12 protein-coding genes are annotated in these 16692 nt (G+C 60.7%); 7 read left to right on the top strand and 5 right to left on the bottom strand.

Going from position 1 to position 16692, the window contains the following annotated elements:
- The 7 genes from VGK48_13150 to VGK48_13120 form a co-directional block, all read left to right on the top strand.
- Positions 1 to 707, top strand: a 707-nt coding sequence (locus tag VGK48_13150) for a hypothetical protein (protein HEY2382119.1), incomplete at its 5' end; no start/stop codon positions are given.
- A 57-nt stretch (positions 708 to 764) separates the two neighbouring features.
- Positions 765 to 3302: an ATP-dependent helicase HrpB gene (hrpB, locus tag VGK48_13145; protein HEY2382118.1), complete on the top strand. Its 2538-nt coding sequence runs from the start codon at positions 765 to 767 to the stop codon at positions 3300 to 3302.
- Positions 3303 to 3398: 96 nt separating this feature from the next.
- Positions 3399 to 4298 (top strand): MBL fold metallo-hydrolase, encoded by a 900-nt coding sequence (locus tag VGK48_13140; GenBank protein ID HEY2382117.1) that lies wholly within the window; start codon positions 3399 to 3401, stop codon positions 4296 to 4298.
- A gap of 44 nt (positions 4299 to 4342) precedes the next feature.
- Positions 4343 to 6586 (top strand): DUF1592 domain-containing protein, encoded by a 2244-nt coding sequence (locus tag VGK48_13135; protein HEY2382116.1) that lies wholly within the window; start codon positions 4343 to 4345, stop codon positions 6584 to 6586.
- A 9-nt stretch (positions 6587 to 6595) separates the two neighbouring features.
- Positions 6596 to 7918 carry a DUF1552 domain-containing protein gene (locus VGK48_13130; protein ID HEY2382115.1) on the top strand — a complete coding sequence of 441 codons (1323 nt, stop codon included), beginning with the start codon at positions 6596 to 6598 and terminating at the stop codon, positions 7916 to 7918.
- Between the two features lies 1 nt (position 7919).
- A complete protein-coding gene (locus VGK48_13125) occupies positions 7920 to 9395 on the top strand; it encodes an ankyrin repeat domain-containing protein (protein ID HEY2382114.1) in 1476 nt (491 codons plus the stop codon).
- Positions 9396 to 9522: 127 nt separating this feature from the next.
- Positions 9523 to 12027 carry a hypothetical protein gene (locus VGK48_13120; protein ID HEY2382113.1) on the top strand — a complete coding sequence of 835 codons (2505 nt, stop codon included), beginning with the start codon at positions 9523 to 9525 and terminating at the stop codon, positions 12025 to 12027.
- 84 nt (positions 12028 to 12111) lie between these two features.
- On the opposite strand, the gene VGK48_13115 is transcribed toward VGK48_13120, so the two are convergent.
- The 5 genes from VGK48_13115 to VGK48_13095 all read right to left on the bottom strand — a co-directional run.
- Positions 12112 to 12897, bottom strand: a complete 786-nt coding sequence (locus VGK48_13115; protein HEY2382112.1) for an ATP-binding cassette domain-containing protein — start codon at positions 12895 to 12897, stop codon at positions 12112 to 12114.
- Position 12898: 1 nt separating this feature from the next.
- The gene (locus VGK48_13110) at positions 12899 to 14032 is read right to left on the bottom strand and encodes a hypothetical protein (GenBank protein ID HEY2382111.1); all 1134 of its coding nucleotides are present in this window, start codon (positions 14030 to 14032) and stop codon (positions 12899 to 12901) included.
- A 3-nt stretch (positions 14033 to 14035) separates the two neighbouring features.
- The gene (locus tag VGK48_13105; protein ID HEY2382110.1) at positions 14036 to 15088 is read right to left on the bottom strand and encodes an aldolase/citrate lyase family protein; all 1053 of its coding nucleotides are present in this window, start codon (positions 15086 to 15088) and stop codon (positions 14036 to 14038) included.
- Positions 15089 to 15386: 298 nt separating this feature from the next.
- Positions 15387 to 16373 (bottom strand): adenosine kinase, encoded by a 987-nt coding sequence (locus VGK48_13100; protein ID HEY2382109.1) that lies wholly within the window; start codon positions 16371 to 16373, stop codon positions 15387 to 15389.
- Between the two features lie 105 nt (positions 16374 to 16478).
- The coding region (locus VGK48_13095; GenBank protein ID HEY2382108.1) for a hypothetical protein at positions 16479 to 16692 on the bottom strand (214 nt) is incomplete at its 5' end.

Raw genomic sequence — 16692 nt, 5'->3', positions numbered from 1 at the left:
AGCAGAGCACGATGTTCGGCCTCGTGAACACCGAAGGTTTGCCGCACCGCAAGGACTGGCCGCCCACCTGGTTCGGCGATTCCCGCGGCCACTGGGACGGAGATACGCTCGTCATCGAAGCCGTCAACTTCAACGGCTGGGCCAAACTCGGAACCATCGGACATCCCATGAGCGCCGGCGCCAAGCTCACGATGACATTCCAACGCCCCGATATGGGCCACATCAATTTCAACTGGGTGCTCGATGACCCGAAGACCTATTCGCGGCCCATTAAGAATGAGCGCGTCTTCGCGCTCACGCCCGATGTCGAGCTGATGGAGTACTCGTGCATGGAAGGCAATCTTCAGTCGCTGCTCGACGGCGTCATCACGCCGTGGGTCGGCCCGAAAGACCAGGACAAGAATCTCCTTTACGGTACCGCGCACGACTGGCCGGCATACGACCTCACCAAGCCGCAGAAACTGACCGGTGTCCTCAAAGAAGTGCAGTATCACTCCGCGCCGCCGATGGTCAAGATGCAGGTAGGGAACCAGCTTCTCACCGTGATCATGGCGCCGCCTGCGCGCATGGAGTTCCGCGGGCTGTCGGATCAACTTCTGAAGGTCGGCGCCACCGCGACCGTTACGGCCGATCCGAGCAAGACCATCAAGGATGAAGTACGGGCAGAAACCATCACCGTCGGAAGGACGACGACCGAACTTCGATAAGACAGAAACCACAAAAAGCACAAAACTCTCAAAACTGCTGTGCCTTTTGCGCTTTTTGTGGTTTCTTTTTCTTTGCTGCCCATTTACGACATCGAGAACGATCTTGTCGCGCGGCTGAAGGCGTCAAGACGTCTGATCCTCCAAGCTCCTACCGGTTCCGGCAAATCCACCCAGGTACCGCAAATACTGCTCAAGCATGGCTTGCTCGGTGACGGGCAGGTTGTGATCCTGCAACCGCGTCGGCTGGCGGCGCGCTTGCTGGCATCCCGCGTTGCAAATGAGCTGGGCGTTGCGTTGGGGCAGGAGGTCGGCTATCAGATCCGTTTCGACAATGCCACCACCTCCACGACCCGCATCAAGTTCGAGACCGAAGGCATCCTTCTGCGGCGCATGCTCGATGATTCCGGTCTGCGTGGCATTCAGGCCCTCATCTTCGACGAGTTCCACGAGCGGCATCTTTACGGCGACATCACGCTCGCCCGCGCTCTCGACATCCAGGAAACGGAGCGGCCCGACCTTTTGATTATCGTGATGTCGGCGACGCTCGATGCCGGAGCGCTCGAAAAGTACCTCGGCCCGTGCAGCCTGCTGACGTCGCAGGGAAGGACGTTTCCGGTGGATATCCACTATCTGCCGAAGCGCCTCGGCCTGAATCCGCCGCCGGTCTGGGAAGTCGCCGCCGACGCGTTTGCGAAAGCCGCGCCAGCGAACGAGGGCGATGTGCTGGTTTTCATGCCCGGCGGGTACGAGATCAATCGAACGATAGAAGCTATCCGCAGCCGGCCGCAATCGAAGGGCTATCTTTTGTTGCCGCTGTACGGAGAACTGGCGAACCGCGATCAGGACGCGGCGGTGGCGCGCTACGATAAGCGGAAAGTGGTGGTGGCAACCAATGTGGCGGAAACGTCGATTACGATCGACGGCATCCGGCTCGTCATCGATGGCGGCCTTGCCCGCGTTGCCCGCTACGACCCGAACCGCGGCATCAACACACTGCTGATCGAAAAGATCAGCCGGGCGAGCGCCGAGCAGCGCGCCGGCCGCGCCGGCCGGACGGCTCCCGGCGAATGCATTCGATTGTGGGCCGAGCCGGAACAGGCCGAGCGTCCCGCGCAGGATCTGCCGGAGGTCAAGCGGCTCGATCTTTCCGAGGTGGTGCTGACGCTGAAAGCCGCCGGCGTCGAAGATTTGCGGAAGTTCCGATGGTTCGAAGCTCCATCCGAGCCCGCGCTCGCTCATGCGGAAGAATTGCTCCGCGATCTGGGCGCGCTGGAGGGGGCCGCAATCACCTCGCTTGGCCGGAGGATGGTGGCATTCCCTGTGCATCCGCGTTACGCGCGCATGCTGCTCGCGGCTCAGGAGTACGGTTGTGTTTATCACGCATGTCTGGTCGCGGCCCTGACCCAGGGCCGCGATCTGCTGCTGCGAAACCCTTCTAAAGAGGTTTCGGCCGCCCGCGAGGATCGCTTGCGGATTGCGCCGTCTTCAGATTTCTGGACGTTGATGAACGCCTGGCTGTTTGCGGCCGAAAATGACTTCAACCTGGACACGATGCGCGCGCTCGGAATCCACGGGGTCACCGCCAGGCAGGTGGCGCCACTTCTGGCCCAGTTCGTGAGAATTGCGCGCGACCAGGGTCTCGATGCGGCGCCGCGGGATCTGATCCCCGAGTCGCTGCAGAAATGCATTTTGATCGGTTTCAGCGATCGGGTCGCCCGCCGTCTCGACGACAGCACGCTGCGCTGCGAACTGGTCCACGCCCGGCGTGGATCACTTGCGCGCGAAAGCGTGGTCCGCGAAAGTCCGTTACTGGTCGCCGCCGAGGTGCAGGAACTCGGTGGGCGTCAGGGCGAAGTGAATACACAGCTTTCCCTGGCAACTGCGATCGAACTCGACTGGTTGCGGGAGATCTTTCCTCAGGATGTCCGATCCGATGTGCACGTCGAGTTCGATTCGACGACTCGCCGTGTTCGCGCCGGCAGTGTCCTGCTTTTCCGCGATCTGATCGTCAGCGCAAAACCGGTCGAGCCGCCGCCCGCGGATGCCGCCGCCGCGATTCTCGCCGCCGAAGTCGTTGCCGGGCGATTGCAGTTGCCGAAGTGGGATCACGGGGTCGAACAATGGATCCTGCGCTTGAATCTCCTGGCCCAGTGGTGCCCCGATCTCCAGCTTCCACCGATTCAGGCCGAAGACCGCAGGCACATCATCGAGCAGCTCTGCCTCGGCGCCGCCGGCTACAAAGATATAAAGGACCGCGACGTCAAACCCGCCGTCACCTCCTGGCTTTCCTCAAACCAGCGCGGCCTGCTCGACAAGTACGCCCCCGAACGGGTGACGCTGCCGAATGGCCGCACGCCCAAGGTCACCTACGAACCGAATGCGGCACCATACATCTCGCTCCGTATCCAGGAGCTTTTCGGCATTACCCAGACGCCGTCCATCGCGATGAGCCGCGTCCCGCTCAACGTACATATTCTGGCTCCCAGTATGAGACCGGTTCAGGTGACGAGCGACCTCGCCAATTTCTGGCGCGAGCACTACCCGCGGATCAAGTCCGAACTCCAGCGAAAGTACCCGAAACACGAGTGGCGCTGAAGAAGGGGGACGGAACACAAGAAGCACAAGATCTTGTGCTTCTTGTGCCTCTTGTGTTCCTTCCCCTTCTCCGGTTTTTGAAGTAGACTTGCTGCCATGTTCCCAGCACAGAATCGGCGTCAGTTTTTGACGGCAATCGCCGGCCTATCGGTTTCGCAAATCGCCTTCGGACAGAGCTCTGCACTGACCACGACGAAGCTGACCGATAACATCTCACTGATCAGCGGAGCCGGCTCGAACGTTCTCGTCCTGAACACACGCGACGGCGTGTTGATGGTGGACGGCGGAGGCGCGGAACACTCTGCCGATCTGATGAAAGTTGCGGCCGGGCCCGTGCGCGTCCTGTTCAATACCCACTGGCATCTCGATCACACGGGATCGAACGAAGCGGTTGCCAGAACCGGGGCCAAAATCATCGCGCACGAGAACACGAAGCTCTGGATGGGCGCCGAAATCATTTCGATGTGGGAACACAAGACCTACCCGCCCAGGCCAAAGGAAGCGCGTCCGAGTGCGACCTTTTATACCAAGGACAAGATCACGTTCGGCAAGGAAGAGATCCAATACGGCTATCTCGGCCAGGCCCACACCGACGGCGACATCTATGTGTTTTTGCCCGGGCCAAATATCCTGGTGACGGGCGATGTTTTCACGGTCGGAAGTTATCCGGTCATGGATTACACGACCGGCGGCTGGATTGGCGGGCTGTCGGATGCGTCGAAAACCCTCGCCGCTTTGGGTGACGCGCAAACCCGCGTGATCCCTGGCAGCGGCCCACTCCAGACGCATGCCGACCTGCAGGCTCAGGCCGATATGTGCGCCGAGATGCGGACGCGATTCGTCGGGATGATGAGGAAGGGAATGAGCGCGAAAGACATGCTCGCATCCGCCCCCACGAAAGAGTTCGATGCCCGGTGGGGCGATCCCCAGCTCTTCATTCTCAACGCATATCCCGGATTGTGGGCACACGTTCGCGAAATCGGAGGCATCGTTTGAAGACAAGATTCTTTTCCTTCTGCATCTTGTGCCTTTTGTGCTTCTTGTGCTCCGTCCCCCGTTCTTCCGTATCATTCGCGGCCGCGGCAGCCCAGGCTCCGCAGCGCGCATTGCTCGATCAATATTGTGTCGGCTGCCACAACCAGCGGGCGAAGACCGCGGGTCTTTCCTTCGACACGATGGATCTTTCAGACGTTTCGAAGCAGCCCGAAATCTGGGAGAAAGCTGTCCGCAAGCTGCGCGGCGGTCTCATGCCTCCGCCGGGCTCGCGCCAGCCGGATCGCGCGACGGTCGAGGCCTTCGTTGCTTCGCTGGAAACCGCGTTGGATCAGGTGGCGGCGAAATCGCCGAATCCGGGCGGCGTGACGCTGCACCGGTTGAATCGCGCGGAATATGCCGCATCGATCCATGAACTCTTCGATATCGACGTGGATGCCGCCGCTCTGCTTCCGGTCGACGATATCAGCGAAGGGTTCGACAACATGGCGAGCGTCCTGAAAGTGTCGCCGTCGTTTCTGGATCAATACATCAATGCGGCCCGCGCCGTCAGCCGCGAAGCTGTCGGCCAGGCTCCGTCGGCGGAAAAACCGGCGAGCGTGGTTCTGCGCGGCACACTCGATGCAAACCCGTACGTGGATGGCGGACTTCCGGTCGGAACTCAGGCGGTGATGCTCACCGAATACCTTTTCCCGGCGGATGGTGACTACGAATTCCGGATCAACGGAGCGGGAATCGTGACGGTGGACGGCGTCCGCGTTCCAACTGCCGGCCGTGCCGCCGTCCGAACCGGCAAGCACAAGGTCGGTCTGGCCAATCCACAGCGCAGTTTTGTTGAATCTGAAAACACCCTGCAGTCGTTCATTCCGGGAGGCGGCGGTGGTGGTGGCGGCCGCGGTGGACGCGGAGGCGGAGTTCCCAACGGAGCGGTTCAAGTGGTTGGTCCATACACGCCGCTGAACGCCGTTGCGGATTCGGAGAACCGCCAGCACATCTTCATCTGCAAGCCCGCGAACGAGGCCGATGAGGTGCCCTGCGCGACCAAGATCCTCTCGAACATCGCCCGTCAGGCGTTTCGCCGGCCGGTCACGGATCATGACCTGGCCGCGCCGCTGGCATTCTTCAAAGACGGCCGGTCGTCGGGAAACTTCGACTCAGGTATTCAAACCGGCCTGATGGCCATTCTGGCCAGCCCCAAATTTCTGTATCGCGCCGAAACCACTCCCGCCAATGCCGCGCCGGGCGCGATCTACAAGATCAGCGATCTCGAACTGGCCTCGCGGCTATCGTTCTTTTTGTGGAGCCAGGGGCCGGACAAGACGCTGCTCGACCTGGCGGTGCAGAAGAAGCTGAGCCAGCCTTCGGTTCTCGAACAACAGGTCAAACGGATGCTGGCGGACGAGCGCTCGAAGTCGCTCGTCAGCAATTTTGCCTTCCAGTGGCTGAAGATCCGCGATATGGACAAGATCGAGCCGGATGCCGTCCTGTTTGCGAATTTCGATCAGAGCCTCCGCCAGGCGCTCCGCCGCGAGATGGAAATGTTCGTCGAGTACATCATTCGTCAAGACCGCAACGTCATGGATTTCGTGAGCGCCGATTACACGTTCGTCAATGAGCGGCTTGCCGCGCACTACGACATCCCCGATGTGCGAGGCACACTGTTCCGGCGCGTGACCTTGACGGATCCGAATCGCTTCGGCCTGCTCGGCAAAGGCGCCGTGCTGATGGTGACCTCGTATCCGAACCGGACGTCGTCGGTTTTGCGCGGCGCATGGATTCTGGAAAACATGATGGGAACGCCGCCGGCCGCGCCGCCTCCGGATGTCGAAGGCTTCAAGGAAACCAAAGAAGGGGAAAGGCCCAAGAGTGTGCGCGAGATCATGGAACAGCACCGGTCCAAGCCGACGTGCAACGGCTGCCATGGCGTGCTCGACCCGCTGGGCTTTGCGATGGAAAATTTCGATGCGGTCGGCGCCTGGCGCACCAAGGACCGCTGGGCGGTAACCCCGATCGACGCTTCCGGCAAGCTGTCCGACGGAACGCCGGTGAACGGCCCGATCGATGTCCGGAAAGCTCTCGAACGGCGTCCGGATCAGTTCGTTCAGACTCTGACGGAAAAGTTAATGATGTATGCGCTGGGACGAAGTGTCGAATACTACGACATGCCGGCCGTACGGAAGATCGTGCGGGATAGCGCGAAAGAGGATCGCCGATTTTCCTCGATCGTGATGGGAATAGTGAAGAGCGCGCCGTTCCAGATGCAGAAAGCGGACGAAGTTAAGAGCAATTAGGAGCCAAAAATGTTCATCACAAAGAAGCATTTGTCCCGCCGCACGTTCCTTCGCGGCGCTGGTGTGGCCGTGGGTTTGCCGTTACTGGAAGCGATGATTCCGGCAGCGACGGCGCTTTCGCAGACGGCGGCGGCTCCTTTGCCGCGCATGGGATTCATCTACTTCCCGCACGGCGCGATCATGGATCGCTGGACGCCGGCGGCCGAAGGCTCGGACTTCGAGATCACGCCGATCCTGAAGCCGCTCGAGAAATTCCGCAAACAGCTCACGATCGTGAGCGGCCTCGAGAACAAGGCTGCGATCGCTCCGCCCGTCCATGCCTTGAGCCCGGGAACCTGGCTGGGCGGCGTCGCGCCGCGCAAGTCTCAGTCTCCCTGGGCCGGCGTCACCATCGATCAGATTGCCGCGAAGCATCTCGGGCAGGACACGCCTTTCCCGTCGCTTGAAGTCGCGACCGAATCGCGTGGTTCCGGCGGAGCATGCGACCGCGAGTACGGCTGCAGTTACTCCGGAACCATCTCGTTCCGGACGCCGTCGACGCCGCTGCCGATGGAGACCGAGCCCCGCAAACTCTTCCAGCGGCTTTTCGGTCAGGGCGACGATGCGCGGGAACGCAAGAACATCGCGCGGCAGTACTCCAGCCTGCTCGACCTCGTTTCCGAAGAAGCTGCAGACCTGCAGCGCAGTCTTGGACCGCGCGACAAGACCGTCGTTAACGATTATCTCGACAGCGTGCGCGAGATCGAAAGCCGCGTCCAGAAGATGGAAGCGCGTGATCTGTCGAAACTGAACCTGCCGGCCGCGCCGGCCGCCGCCCCGCTTCCGTTCGATGCGCATATCAATCTGATGTTCGACATGATTGCGCTCGCCTTTCAGGCGAACCTGACGCGCGTCTTCACCTTCATGATGTGCGCCGAGGCGACCAGTCTGACCTACAACCAGATCGGCGTGCCGGATGCGTTTCATGCGATCTCGCATCATCAGAACGACAAGACGCGGATCGAGAAGCTGGTTAAGATCCAGACCTATCATTCGGAGATCATGGCGAAGTTCGCAACCAAGCTGGCCGGGCTCCCGGACGGCGACGGCTCGATGCTCGACCATTCGATCATGCTGTTCGGCAGCAACATGAGCAACAGCAACGCGCATAATCACTATCCGCTGCCATCGGCGATCATCGGCGGCGCATACGGCAAGATCAAAGGCAACCAGCACCTGAAGTATCCGGATCAGACGCCGTTATCGGATCTCCTGCTGACGCTGGTCAACAGGGCAGGCATTCCGGTGGAGAAAATTGGCGACGACGGTACGAAGGTCTTTTCGGAGGTCTAGGATGCGGATACGCGTTTTGCTTTGCGCCGCGCTGTTCACCGGCGCCATGGGCGCCGTTTCTGCGGCATTTTCGGCCGGTGTCGATGACGCCAGCAGCGCGCTGCTGCGGGCCGTCCACAACAATGACGCGGCTGCCGTCGATCGCCTGATCAAGTCGGGCGCGAACGTCGCGAGTGTCAACGCAAAGAATGAATACGACGCGACTCCCTTGACGGAAGCCGCGCTGAACGGCAATACGGCCATCATGGAGAAGTTATTGAAGGCCGGCGCCGACGCCAACCTTCCCGCAGCGGACGGTATGACCGCCCTCATGATCGTCGCGCGCGGCACCAATGTCGCCGCCGCGAAACTCCTGCTCGATCACGGCGCCAACGTCAATGCCGCGGAGCAGCAGAAAAAGCAAACTGCGCTGATGTGGGCTGCGGCGCAGAACCAGCCCGCGATGGTCAAGGAATTGATCGCGCATCACGCGGACGTCAATGCCCGCGCGTTCGTCAATCCGACGGCCAACGCCATGTTCACCGATGCCACGCCGCTGGACTGGCCGTCCGAAGTCTCGACCGAACCCAGGGCGCAGTATCGTGCGCCGGGTGGACTGACCCCGCTGCTTTACGCGGCGCGCGAAGGCTGCGTGGACTGTGTCCGCGCATTGATTGCCGGAGGCGCCAATATCGATCTTCAGGATCCCGAAGGCGTAACGCCCCTGATCATGGCTGTCAGCAACATGCATTTCGATGCCGCGGCCGTTCTGATCAAGGCGGGCGCGAACGTCGACAAATGGGATCTGTGGGGCCGCAGTCCTTTATGGTGCGCGGTCGATGTGAATACGCTGCCGCACGGCGGCCGGGCCGATCGCCCGTCGCTGGATGAAACCACCAGCCTGCAGATCATCGCGATGATTCTGGATGTGGGCGCCAACCCCAATCTGCAACTGAAGCTTCTGCCCCCTTATCGCAATATCGGCGCGGATCGCGGCGTTGACGGCATGCTGACGATCGGCGCCACTCCGCTCTTGCGCGCGGCCAAAGGCCTCGATGCGCCGGCGATCGCGCTGTTGTTGAAGCACGGCGCGAACCCGAATCTTCCGAATATGCGCGGAACCACGCCGACGATGGCCGCCGCCGGACTGGGTTCCGTCGATGCGGACACCCGCGGCGTCTTTACCACCGAAGACACCGCGCAGCGTTCCGTCGATTCGCTTAAGCTCATTCTCGACGCCGGCGGCGAAATCAACGCCCACGACAACATCCGCGGCCAGACGCCGCTTCACGGCGCCGCCTTCTGGGGCTGGAACCCCGCTGTCGAACTTCTCGTGGCGCACGGCGCCGACCTCAACGCCAAAGACAACAACGGCAAGACCCCCATCGATTCCGCGCTGGGTAAAGCCGGCGGCAACAGCCGCGGCGGCCAGCGCATTGATGTCCACGAAGACACTGCCGCCCTGCTGCGGAAGCTGATGGCTGGAACCGGTCACTGAGAGAGGTTTTAGCCGCAGAATACGCGGATGGCGCAGATATCTGCGTCATCCGCGTATTCTGCGGCTAAACAACTTCGTCAGTGCGGTATCATGGCCGTTCATTACCGGCTTAAGGGAGACAACCTGGATGAGCGTAGCTTCGCCCATATCGACCACGGATTCAAAATCACCGTCTGAGCAGCAAAAGCTTGCAGACATTGGCTATATGACCTGCATGACGCTGACGCTGCTCGGCAATTATGCGCAGACCGGGCACTTCGGCGGGCCGGTCGCCTATACGCCGTTCAATGTCGCGACGCATCTGGTGGGGCCGGAAAATGGCGGCCTTCGCTATGACTACCGCCGTCCGAAGCATCCGTATTCCGACAAGTTCATGCTGGCGGCGGGGCATTGCGCGCCGACCTGTTACGCCCTGTGGATGATCATGGGCGAGGCGCTGCGCCGGAAGTTCGAAGCGACCGGGGACAAGCGCTATTACGTCACGCCGAAGGAAGCCATGCTCGGCGTCGATGCGCTCGGATTCCGCCGGGGCGCGGGCGCGCTGAAGAATCTGCTCTCCGATCAGGGACTCAGCGACCATCCGCTCTTTACCGAAACCAAAGGCCGCGGCATCCGCGCTCTTTCCGGACACATCGAATCCACCGATTTCACCAACGACGTCAACGGCGGTCCGTCCGGTGTGGGTATTGCGGCGGCAGCGGGCAAAGCGGCATTCTGGAATTTCATCGGCGCGCCGGCGGGTTCACCGAAAGTCATCGCCTTCGAAGGCGAATTTGCAATGTGCGCCGGACACGCGCAGGAACTCAAGACGCAGGCCATCGCGCTGCAGGTCGGCAAGCGCCTCCGCATTTTCTTCTCCGACAACAACGCCGGCATCGACGATGCGCTGATCGGCGGCGTGGTTGCGAAAAAGTTCGAAGGCTACAAGCTGATCGATCAGTGGACATCGTACGGCTGGAACGTCTTCTCAATCCCCGACGGCCATGACTACGCGCAGATCCTGGACGTGCTTCAAAAAATGGAAAACTGGGATCCGTCCGACCGCCGCCCGATGATCGTCTTCGGAAAAACCACGAAGGGCTACTGGCCCGGAGCGCTCAACGGCAAGCTGGCCGGCACGGATCAGATCGTCGGATTCCCGAGCCATCCTTACGGGTTCAAAATGAACTCCGAGTATTTCCTCTCGCTGGCGAAGACCTTCGAGGATCACTACGGTGTCCAGTTTTCCGGCATCCGCGACGGCGCCGTCAGTGAGCCGCGCGAACGGCTGATCCAGTTCAAGACCAACATCGACGTTGCGATGTCCGTCCTCGCCAAGAACGGCCTCGGCGACTGGCTCGCCGACCGGCTGGTCGAAATCGGCGATTCGTTGAAGGACCAGTTCCCGGTCCGCATCGACGTCAAGCGCGATCCGTTCCTCGACGATCGTCTCCGCGTCGCGAATCTTCCGGAAGAACTGCAGACGGTCACCATGAAGAATGCCGTTTCCGGCGCCGAGAAGCAGGTGAAGATCGCGCTCTTCCGCAAATACGGCGAAGTGGCCGGCGCCCGCCGCGGCATATCGGAAATCATCAAGTGGTTGAATTACGTCACGGACAACCGCGCGTTAACGCTGGCGGCGGATCTTTCGGAGTCCGTCAATCTGGAGCACGGCAGCATCTGGGGTCATTACGATCCGGATACCAATCCGCTCGGCACGCGGCTGAAGGCCGCGATCCAGGAAGCCGGAAATGTTTCCAGCGCGATCGGGCTGGTCAGCCAGTCCGCCTCGGTCGATCCCGAAAAGTTTGCCGGCGTGTGGGCGTTCAGCGGGACCTACGGCGCATTCACCCCGCTGATGTATCTGCCGGCTCGCGTCTGGAGCCAGCAGAACCAGGACAGCCGATTCCGGATGGGCGTTCTGCATATCCTTGCGGGACACTCGGGGCCCGAAACTGCTGCCGATGCGCGGACGCATTTCGGCATTTTCTCGCCGCAGGTGTGGAAGCTGTTCCCGCGCGGCCACGTGATCAACCTCAGCTTCTGGGATTACAACGACGTCGCGCCGGGGTACTTCGCTGCCGCCGAGATTGCGGCGCGCGAGAAGAAGGTCGGCATCATCACCATCGAAGTGGCGCGTCCGGATTTCAAAGTCATCGACCGGACGAAGTTTGCCGATCCGGATATTCGCGCCGCCGCCAAGGGGCTTTACGTCATTCGCGATTTCGCTCCCGGCAAGCCGAAGCACGGATACGTCGTGGCACAGGGTTCCAGCGCCACGATGAATCTGGTCAGCGTGCTGCCGCGGCTCGAAGAAGCCGGCGTGAATGTGAAAGTCATCTCGGCGATCAGCGAGGAGTTGTTCGATCACCAGCCGGAAACGTATCGCAATGCGGTGTTGCCCGATGCGGCGAAGATGAATCTGATGTTCGTCAGCAGTGGAACGCGGCGGATGTGGCCGTTGCGCAACGTCGGGCCCATGACGGATGAATATTCGATGACCTCCGATTGGGATAATCAGTGGCTCACGGGTGGGCTCGAAGCCGACGTGATCGCAGAGGCGCACCTGGATGCGGAGTCGATTTTCGCGGGGGTTCAACGCTTTGCGCAGGATCACACGTCGCGAATGGACCGGCAGCGAAACTTGCTATAAGGGACCGGAACACAAGAAGCACAAAAAGCGCAAGATGCTCGGATCTGATCTTGTGCTTTTTGTGCTTCTTGTGTTCCGGTCCCCTTACCAGAGGTTGTAATAGCCGTCACGTTCAAGTAGCTCGACGCGGTGCCCGAACAACGCGGATAGTTTTTCCTCGACCAGCACGTCGCGTGTCGGGCCATCGGCGATAACCTTACCGCCTCGCATTAACACGACGCGATCCATTTCCGGGATCAAATCCGACAGATGATGCGTCACCATGACGATGCCGATCCCGGACTGGGCCAGCTTCCGCAGCATCGATCGCAATTCGTGCTGCGCGCTGAGATCCAGCGCAGTCGACGGCTCATCCAGAAGCAACGCGCGCGGATCATGCACCAGCGCGCGGGCCAGCAGGACGCGGCGGGCCTCTCCGGACGACATCTCTGCGGTATCTCTCTCGGCGAGATGTGAAACTTCCAGCATTTCCAGCGCGCGATTGGCGCGTTCCTCCATCTCCGGAGTGATGTCCATTTCCTGGTGTGGCCAGATGCCGATGCTGGAGAAGAAGCCGGACAACACGATCTCGCGGCCCGATATGGCGCGTGTGCAGGTCGCCATCAGATCGGCGGAGACAATGCCGAGCAGCTTCCGCAATTCCCAGACTTCCCAGCGATCCTCGCCCATGATCCGCACCGACGAGCCTTCCTGAATCACCGGATAGCACTCGCGCGTGATCGCCTTGATCAGCGTCGATTTGCCGCAGCCGTTGGGGCCGAGAATCGCGACGTGTTCGCCCAGCCCGATTTTCAACGAGACATTATTTAATGCCATGGTGTGCCCGCGCATCACGGTGACACGTTCGAATTCGATGAGAGGATGTGTCAATTCAGTTGCGGCTTGCGATAACGTCGTAATAGGTCTCGATCATGCCGCCATCGAAGGCGGTGACGAGATCTTTGATAGGGAACAGGAAAGTATCGAAATGGAATCCGGTTCGGAATTGCGGTGAAGCGGAATACGGGCCCGGTCCGACTCGGATGTCGCCGGTATTGATCAGCGGCCGGATGAATACGCTCTTCGCATCGAGCGGAAGGGTCGAAACATTCTTATAGAACGCCTTCCAGTCTTCCGACATGAAGAGATACTGCTCGACATTCGATGTATACAGCGCGCTCACGACGGCGCCGTGTTTCCTCAGGTAATCGCCGACCGAGTGGAAGGCGCCGGTGCCGGCAAAGTCGCCGACGATCGGCACGATCAGATTGTTCTTTTCGAATTCCTGCAGCGTCAGGAAGTTTTCTTCCGTTGCCAGGTAACTTTGCTGGCGGCCGTCGTCGTCCCGGTCGACCATCAGCTCTTCATACGTCGGCAGGATGCGCGGAGCGACCGGCTGCAGCGGCTGCGGTCCCGCGTAGCCGAGTGACGGCCCGCCGCTGACAAAGGCCCGCATGATGTACGCCAGGACGTTCTGATCTTCCGCTGTCAGCGTGAAGCCATGGTCCTTGATCAGATGATTATTCACCGCCTCGACATTGCTCTGGAAAAGCATCAGGTCCGGCTCGATGTCGTGATAGGCCTTGAACAGCTCGGTCACGGTCGACGCCTTGCCGATGCCTTCCGGCCGCGGCCGCGAGAACAATTGCGAGATGAAATCCGCGCGGTCGGCGGACATTTCGATCATCGCCTTGTACATGAGGTGTTCAATCAGGTTCTGGCGGCGGATGTCGATAATGAAAGCGATCTTCGGCTTAAGCGCGACGATGTAGGTGAAATTTTGCTCGGGACCGACGCCGAGATACGCGCCGCCCGCCTTGCGGCCGCGCGCGAGTTCCGGCAGGATCCGCTGGATCGCAAGTTCGTTCGACGCAAAGTTATCCGATGGGAAGCGGCCGCCCTGCTCGGAGAAGTCGGTGATCAGCTTCCAGAACGCGTCGTCGGTCAGCCGGGTGGAGAGCTCCTCGGCCGACCCGATGCTCAGGAAGAAACAGAGCGCGAGAACGATGGCGATGCGAAACTTCATGGATTATGGTCTTTTCGCGAACGGTCCGACTTCCGGTTTCGGCTGCGTATTCGCCAGCGGTCCCAGTTCGGCAGCAACGCCCTTGGCGATCGCTGCGGTTTCGCTGCCGGCCTGGAAGCAGGTGAAGTCGGGACGATCGCGCCATGCGAAAGGCCCGCACAATCGGACGCCCGCTTTGATCGCGGCATCGTGGACGATGTTGATCGCGCGCTCGTAATCCGGCGTTCCCTGGCGATAGCCGGAGAAATTGCCGAGATCGCCGCTGGCGGCGAAGACAGCCGTCACACCGGGAACCTTTGCGATCGCGTCCGCGTCTTTCAAGCCGTCGAGGGTTTCGATCATCAGGATCAGGACGATATTATCATTGATCGTGTTGCGGTATCCGCCGGGAACGCCGCCCCACATATTGCCGTCGAAGGCCTGGCCGCCGCCGTTGCTGCGGCGCCCGAGCGGCGGGAAGTACGCCCAGTTGCGGGCATCGATCGCTTCCTGCAGACTGTCGATCGTCGGAACCACCAGGACAAGGGCGCCGGCGTCCAGCGCGTGCTGGATTTCACGCTCGTCGGTATAGGCGACGCGAACGCCGGGAACCGCCTTGGCGTTCGGGCAGGTCCGCCACATTCTTGCGACCGATGACCAGTCGCGCGCGTCGTGTTGCATTTCGGTCCAGATGAAGTCGTAGCCCGCATTCGCCATCGCGCAATAGACGGCCGGGTCGGTGGAGTTGAAGAGCGTTCCGCCGGTGACTTTGCCGCCCTGCATCATCTTGAGCTTCACCGGATTCCAGATCCTCGAATTCGGCGGCGCGTTGAACGCGGTGCCGTATTTCCAGGTCGAGGCATCGAAGGCGCCCTGATTGACGGCTCCCGCCGGCGCTATGTTGCGCGCGTTACTGTCCTTGCCCGCAGGAGCTGCCAAAGGAAACTGTGTCGCACCGGCGGCGGCGTTGTTGGCGTAAGGATCCGCGTTGGGGGCGGGCGCCTGTGGCGCTTGAAAGCCAAACGCGACTATGCCCAGGAGTGTGCAAAGTGTCGCCAACAGGATTGTTCGACTCATAGTGTCTCCTAGCCTGGATGTACGCCGAATATACCCTGTTTTTCGGGGGGATTGCACGGATTCCCCAACGTGGTGGACATTCCCCGCCTTTCCAAGGCGGGGTGTCCGAGCGATCAAACCGTTAGAACGCGAGGACGGGGCGGTTATCAACGAACCGCGAAGCGCACCGTAGCTTGTTGATGGAAGTTACTAACCGCCCCGTCTGCGCCGTTAAGGAACGGGACCGTTGTATTAGTGGCGCAGCCACCCCGCCTTGGAAAGGCGGGGAATGTCCGTGCAATGTTGCGATGATCCGATTCTATCTGAGGACTTCATCCCAGAACTGCCGCGTCCCGTGGTGCAGCCGGGCGCCGACCTGGCTGATCACCTTATGCGACAGAAAACCCGCGGCCCGCGCGGCCTTTTGCGGCGGCACGCCATGCGTAATGCCGTATAAGAACGCGCCGGCGAACATGTCGCCCGCGCCGGTCAGGTCTTTCGGCTCGCTCGGGAACGACGGGACATGGGCATCGACGCCGTCGTGCCGGATGTAGGCGCCGTGCGGGCCATTCGTCACGACCAGCGAGGGAAGCGTGCCTTTCAGTTTCTTGAAAGCCTCTTCCGCGGTTTTGGCGTCCGCCACCGCGCAGGCTTCGCCTTCATTGCAGAAGAAAAGGTCGGCCTGCTTCAATGCCTCGCGCAGCGCGTCGCCGAAGACATGAACGACGAAAGCGTCCGAGCACGTGATGGCGATTTTGGTCCCGTGTTTTTTCGCGACTTGAATGGCCTGGCGGACCGCAGTCTGGCCGGTATCCGGATTGGCGAACAGATAGCCCTCGATGAACAGCCACTCGGAACTGGCGATGCGCTCCTCATCGACGTGTTTCGCGGCGAGATGCCCGGAAACTGCGAGGCAGGTTCGCATGGTGCGCTCGGCGTCGGGCGTGATCAGGCAGAGACAGGTGCCGGTGGACTCGTTCACGATAACCGGATTCCCGATCTCGATGTCGAGCTCTTCGAACTCGCTCGAATAGAAAAGTCCGTAGCGGTCGTCTCCGACGCAGCCGATGAAAGCCGCATCGCCGCCCAGCTGTGAGAAAGCGATCGTGGAGTTTGCCACCGATCCGCCGCTGACCAGTTTGGGCTCGTGTTTCTGATAGCGCTCCAGCAGAACCTTCTGCTCCTGCAGATCGACGAGTTGCATGCCCCCGCGCTGAAAACCGAGGGAAGCGAACTCCGTATCCGAAACTTCCAGAAAAATATCGACGATAGCGTTACCTAAACCACAGAGTTTGAATTCTTTCATGGCTATGGATGATAGCAGTGGAGGGGAAAATTTTAGCCGCAGATTGCGCAGATGACACAGATGGGTAATCCATCTGCGTCATCTGCGCAATCTGCGGCTAAACGATCAGAACGTGAAGCGGGCGTTGAACGTGAAGCGGCGGTTAGCCACCGGGTTCGCCGCCTGGGTGGCGCCGCCGGCAGGATCGTTCGCCGTCATCTTGCCGAAGCTGGCGCTGTTGATATCCGTGCTGGTGATGGCCCAGCTCGGATTGTTCATGATGTTGACCGCGTCCATGCGGATTTCGATTTCCTTGCCTTCCGCAACACGGATACGTTTG

This window comes from Terriglobia bacterium (assembly GCA_036496425.1).
Taxonomy (GTDB): Bacteria; Acidobacteriota; Terriglobia; order 20CM-2-55-15; family 20CM-2-55-15; genus 20CM-2-55-15.
This window is presented reverse-complemented; position numbering and strand designations above follow the sequence as displayed.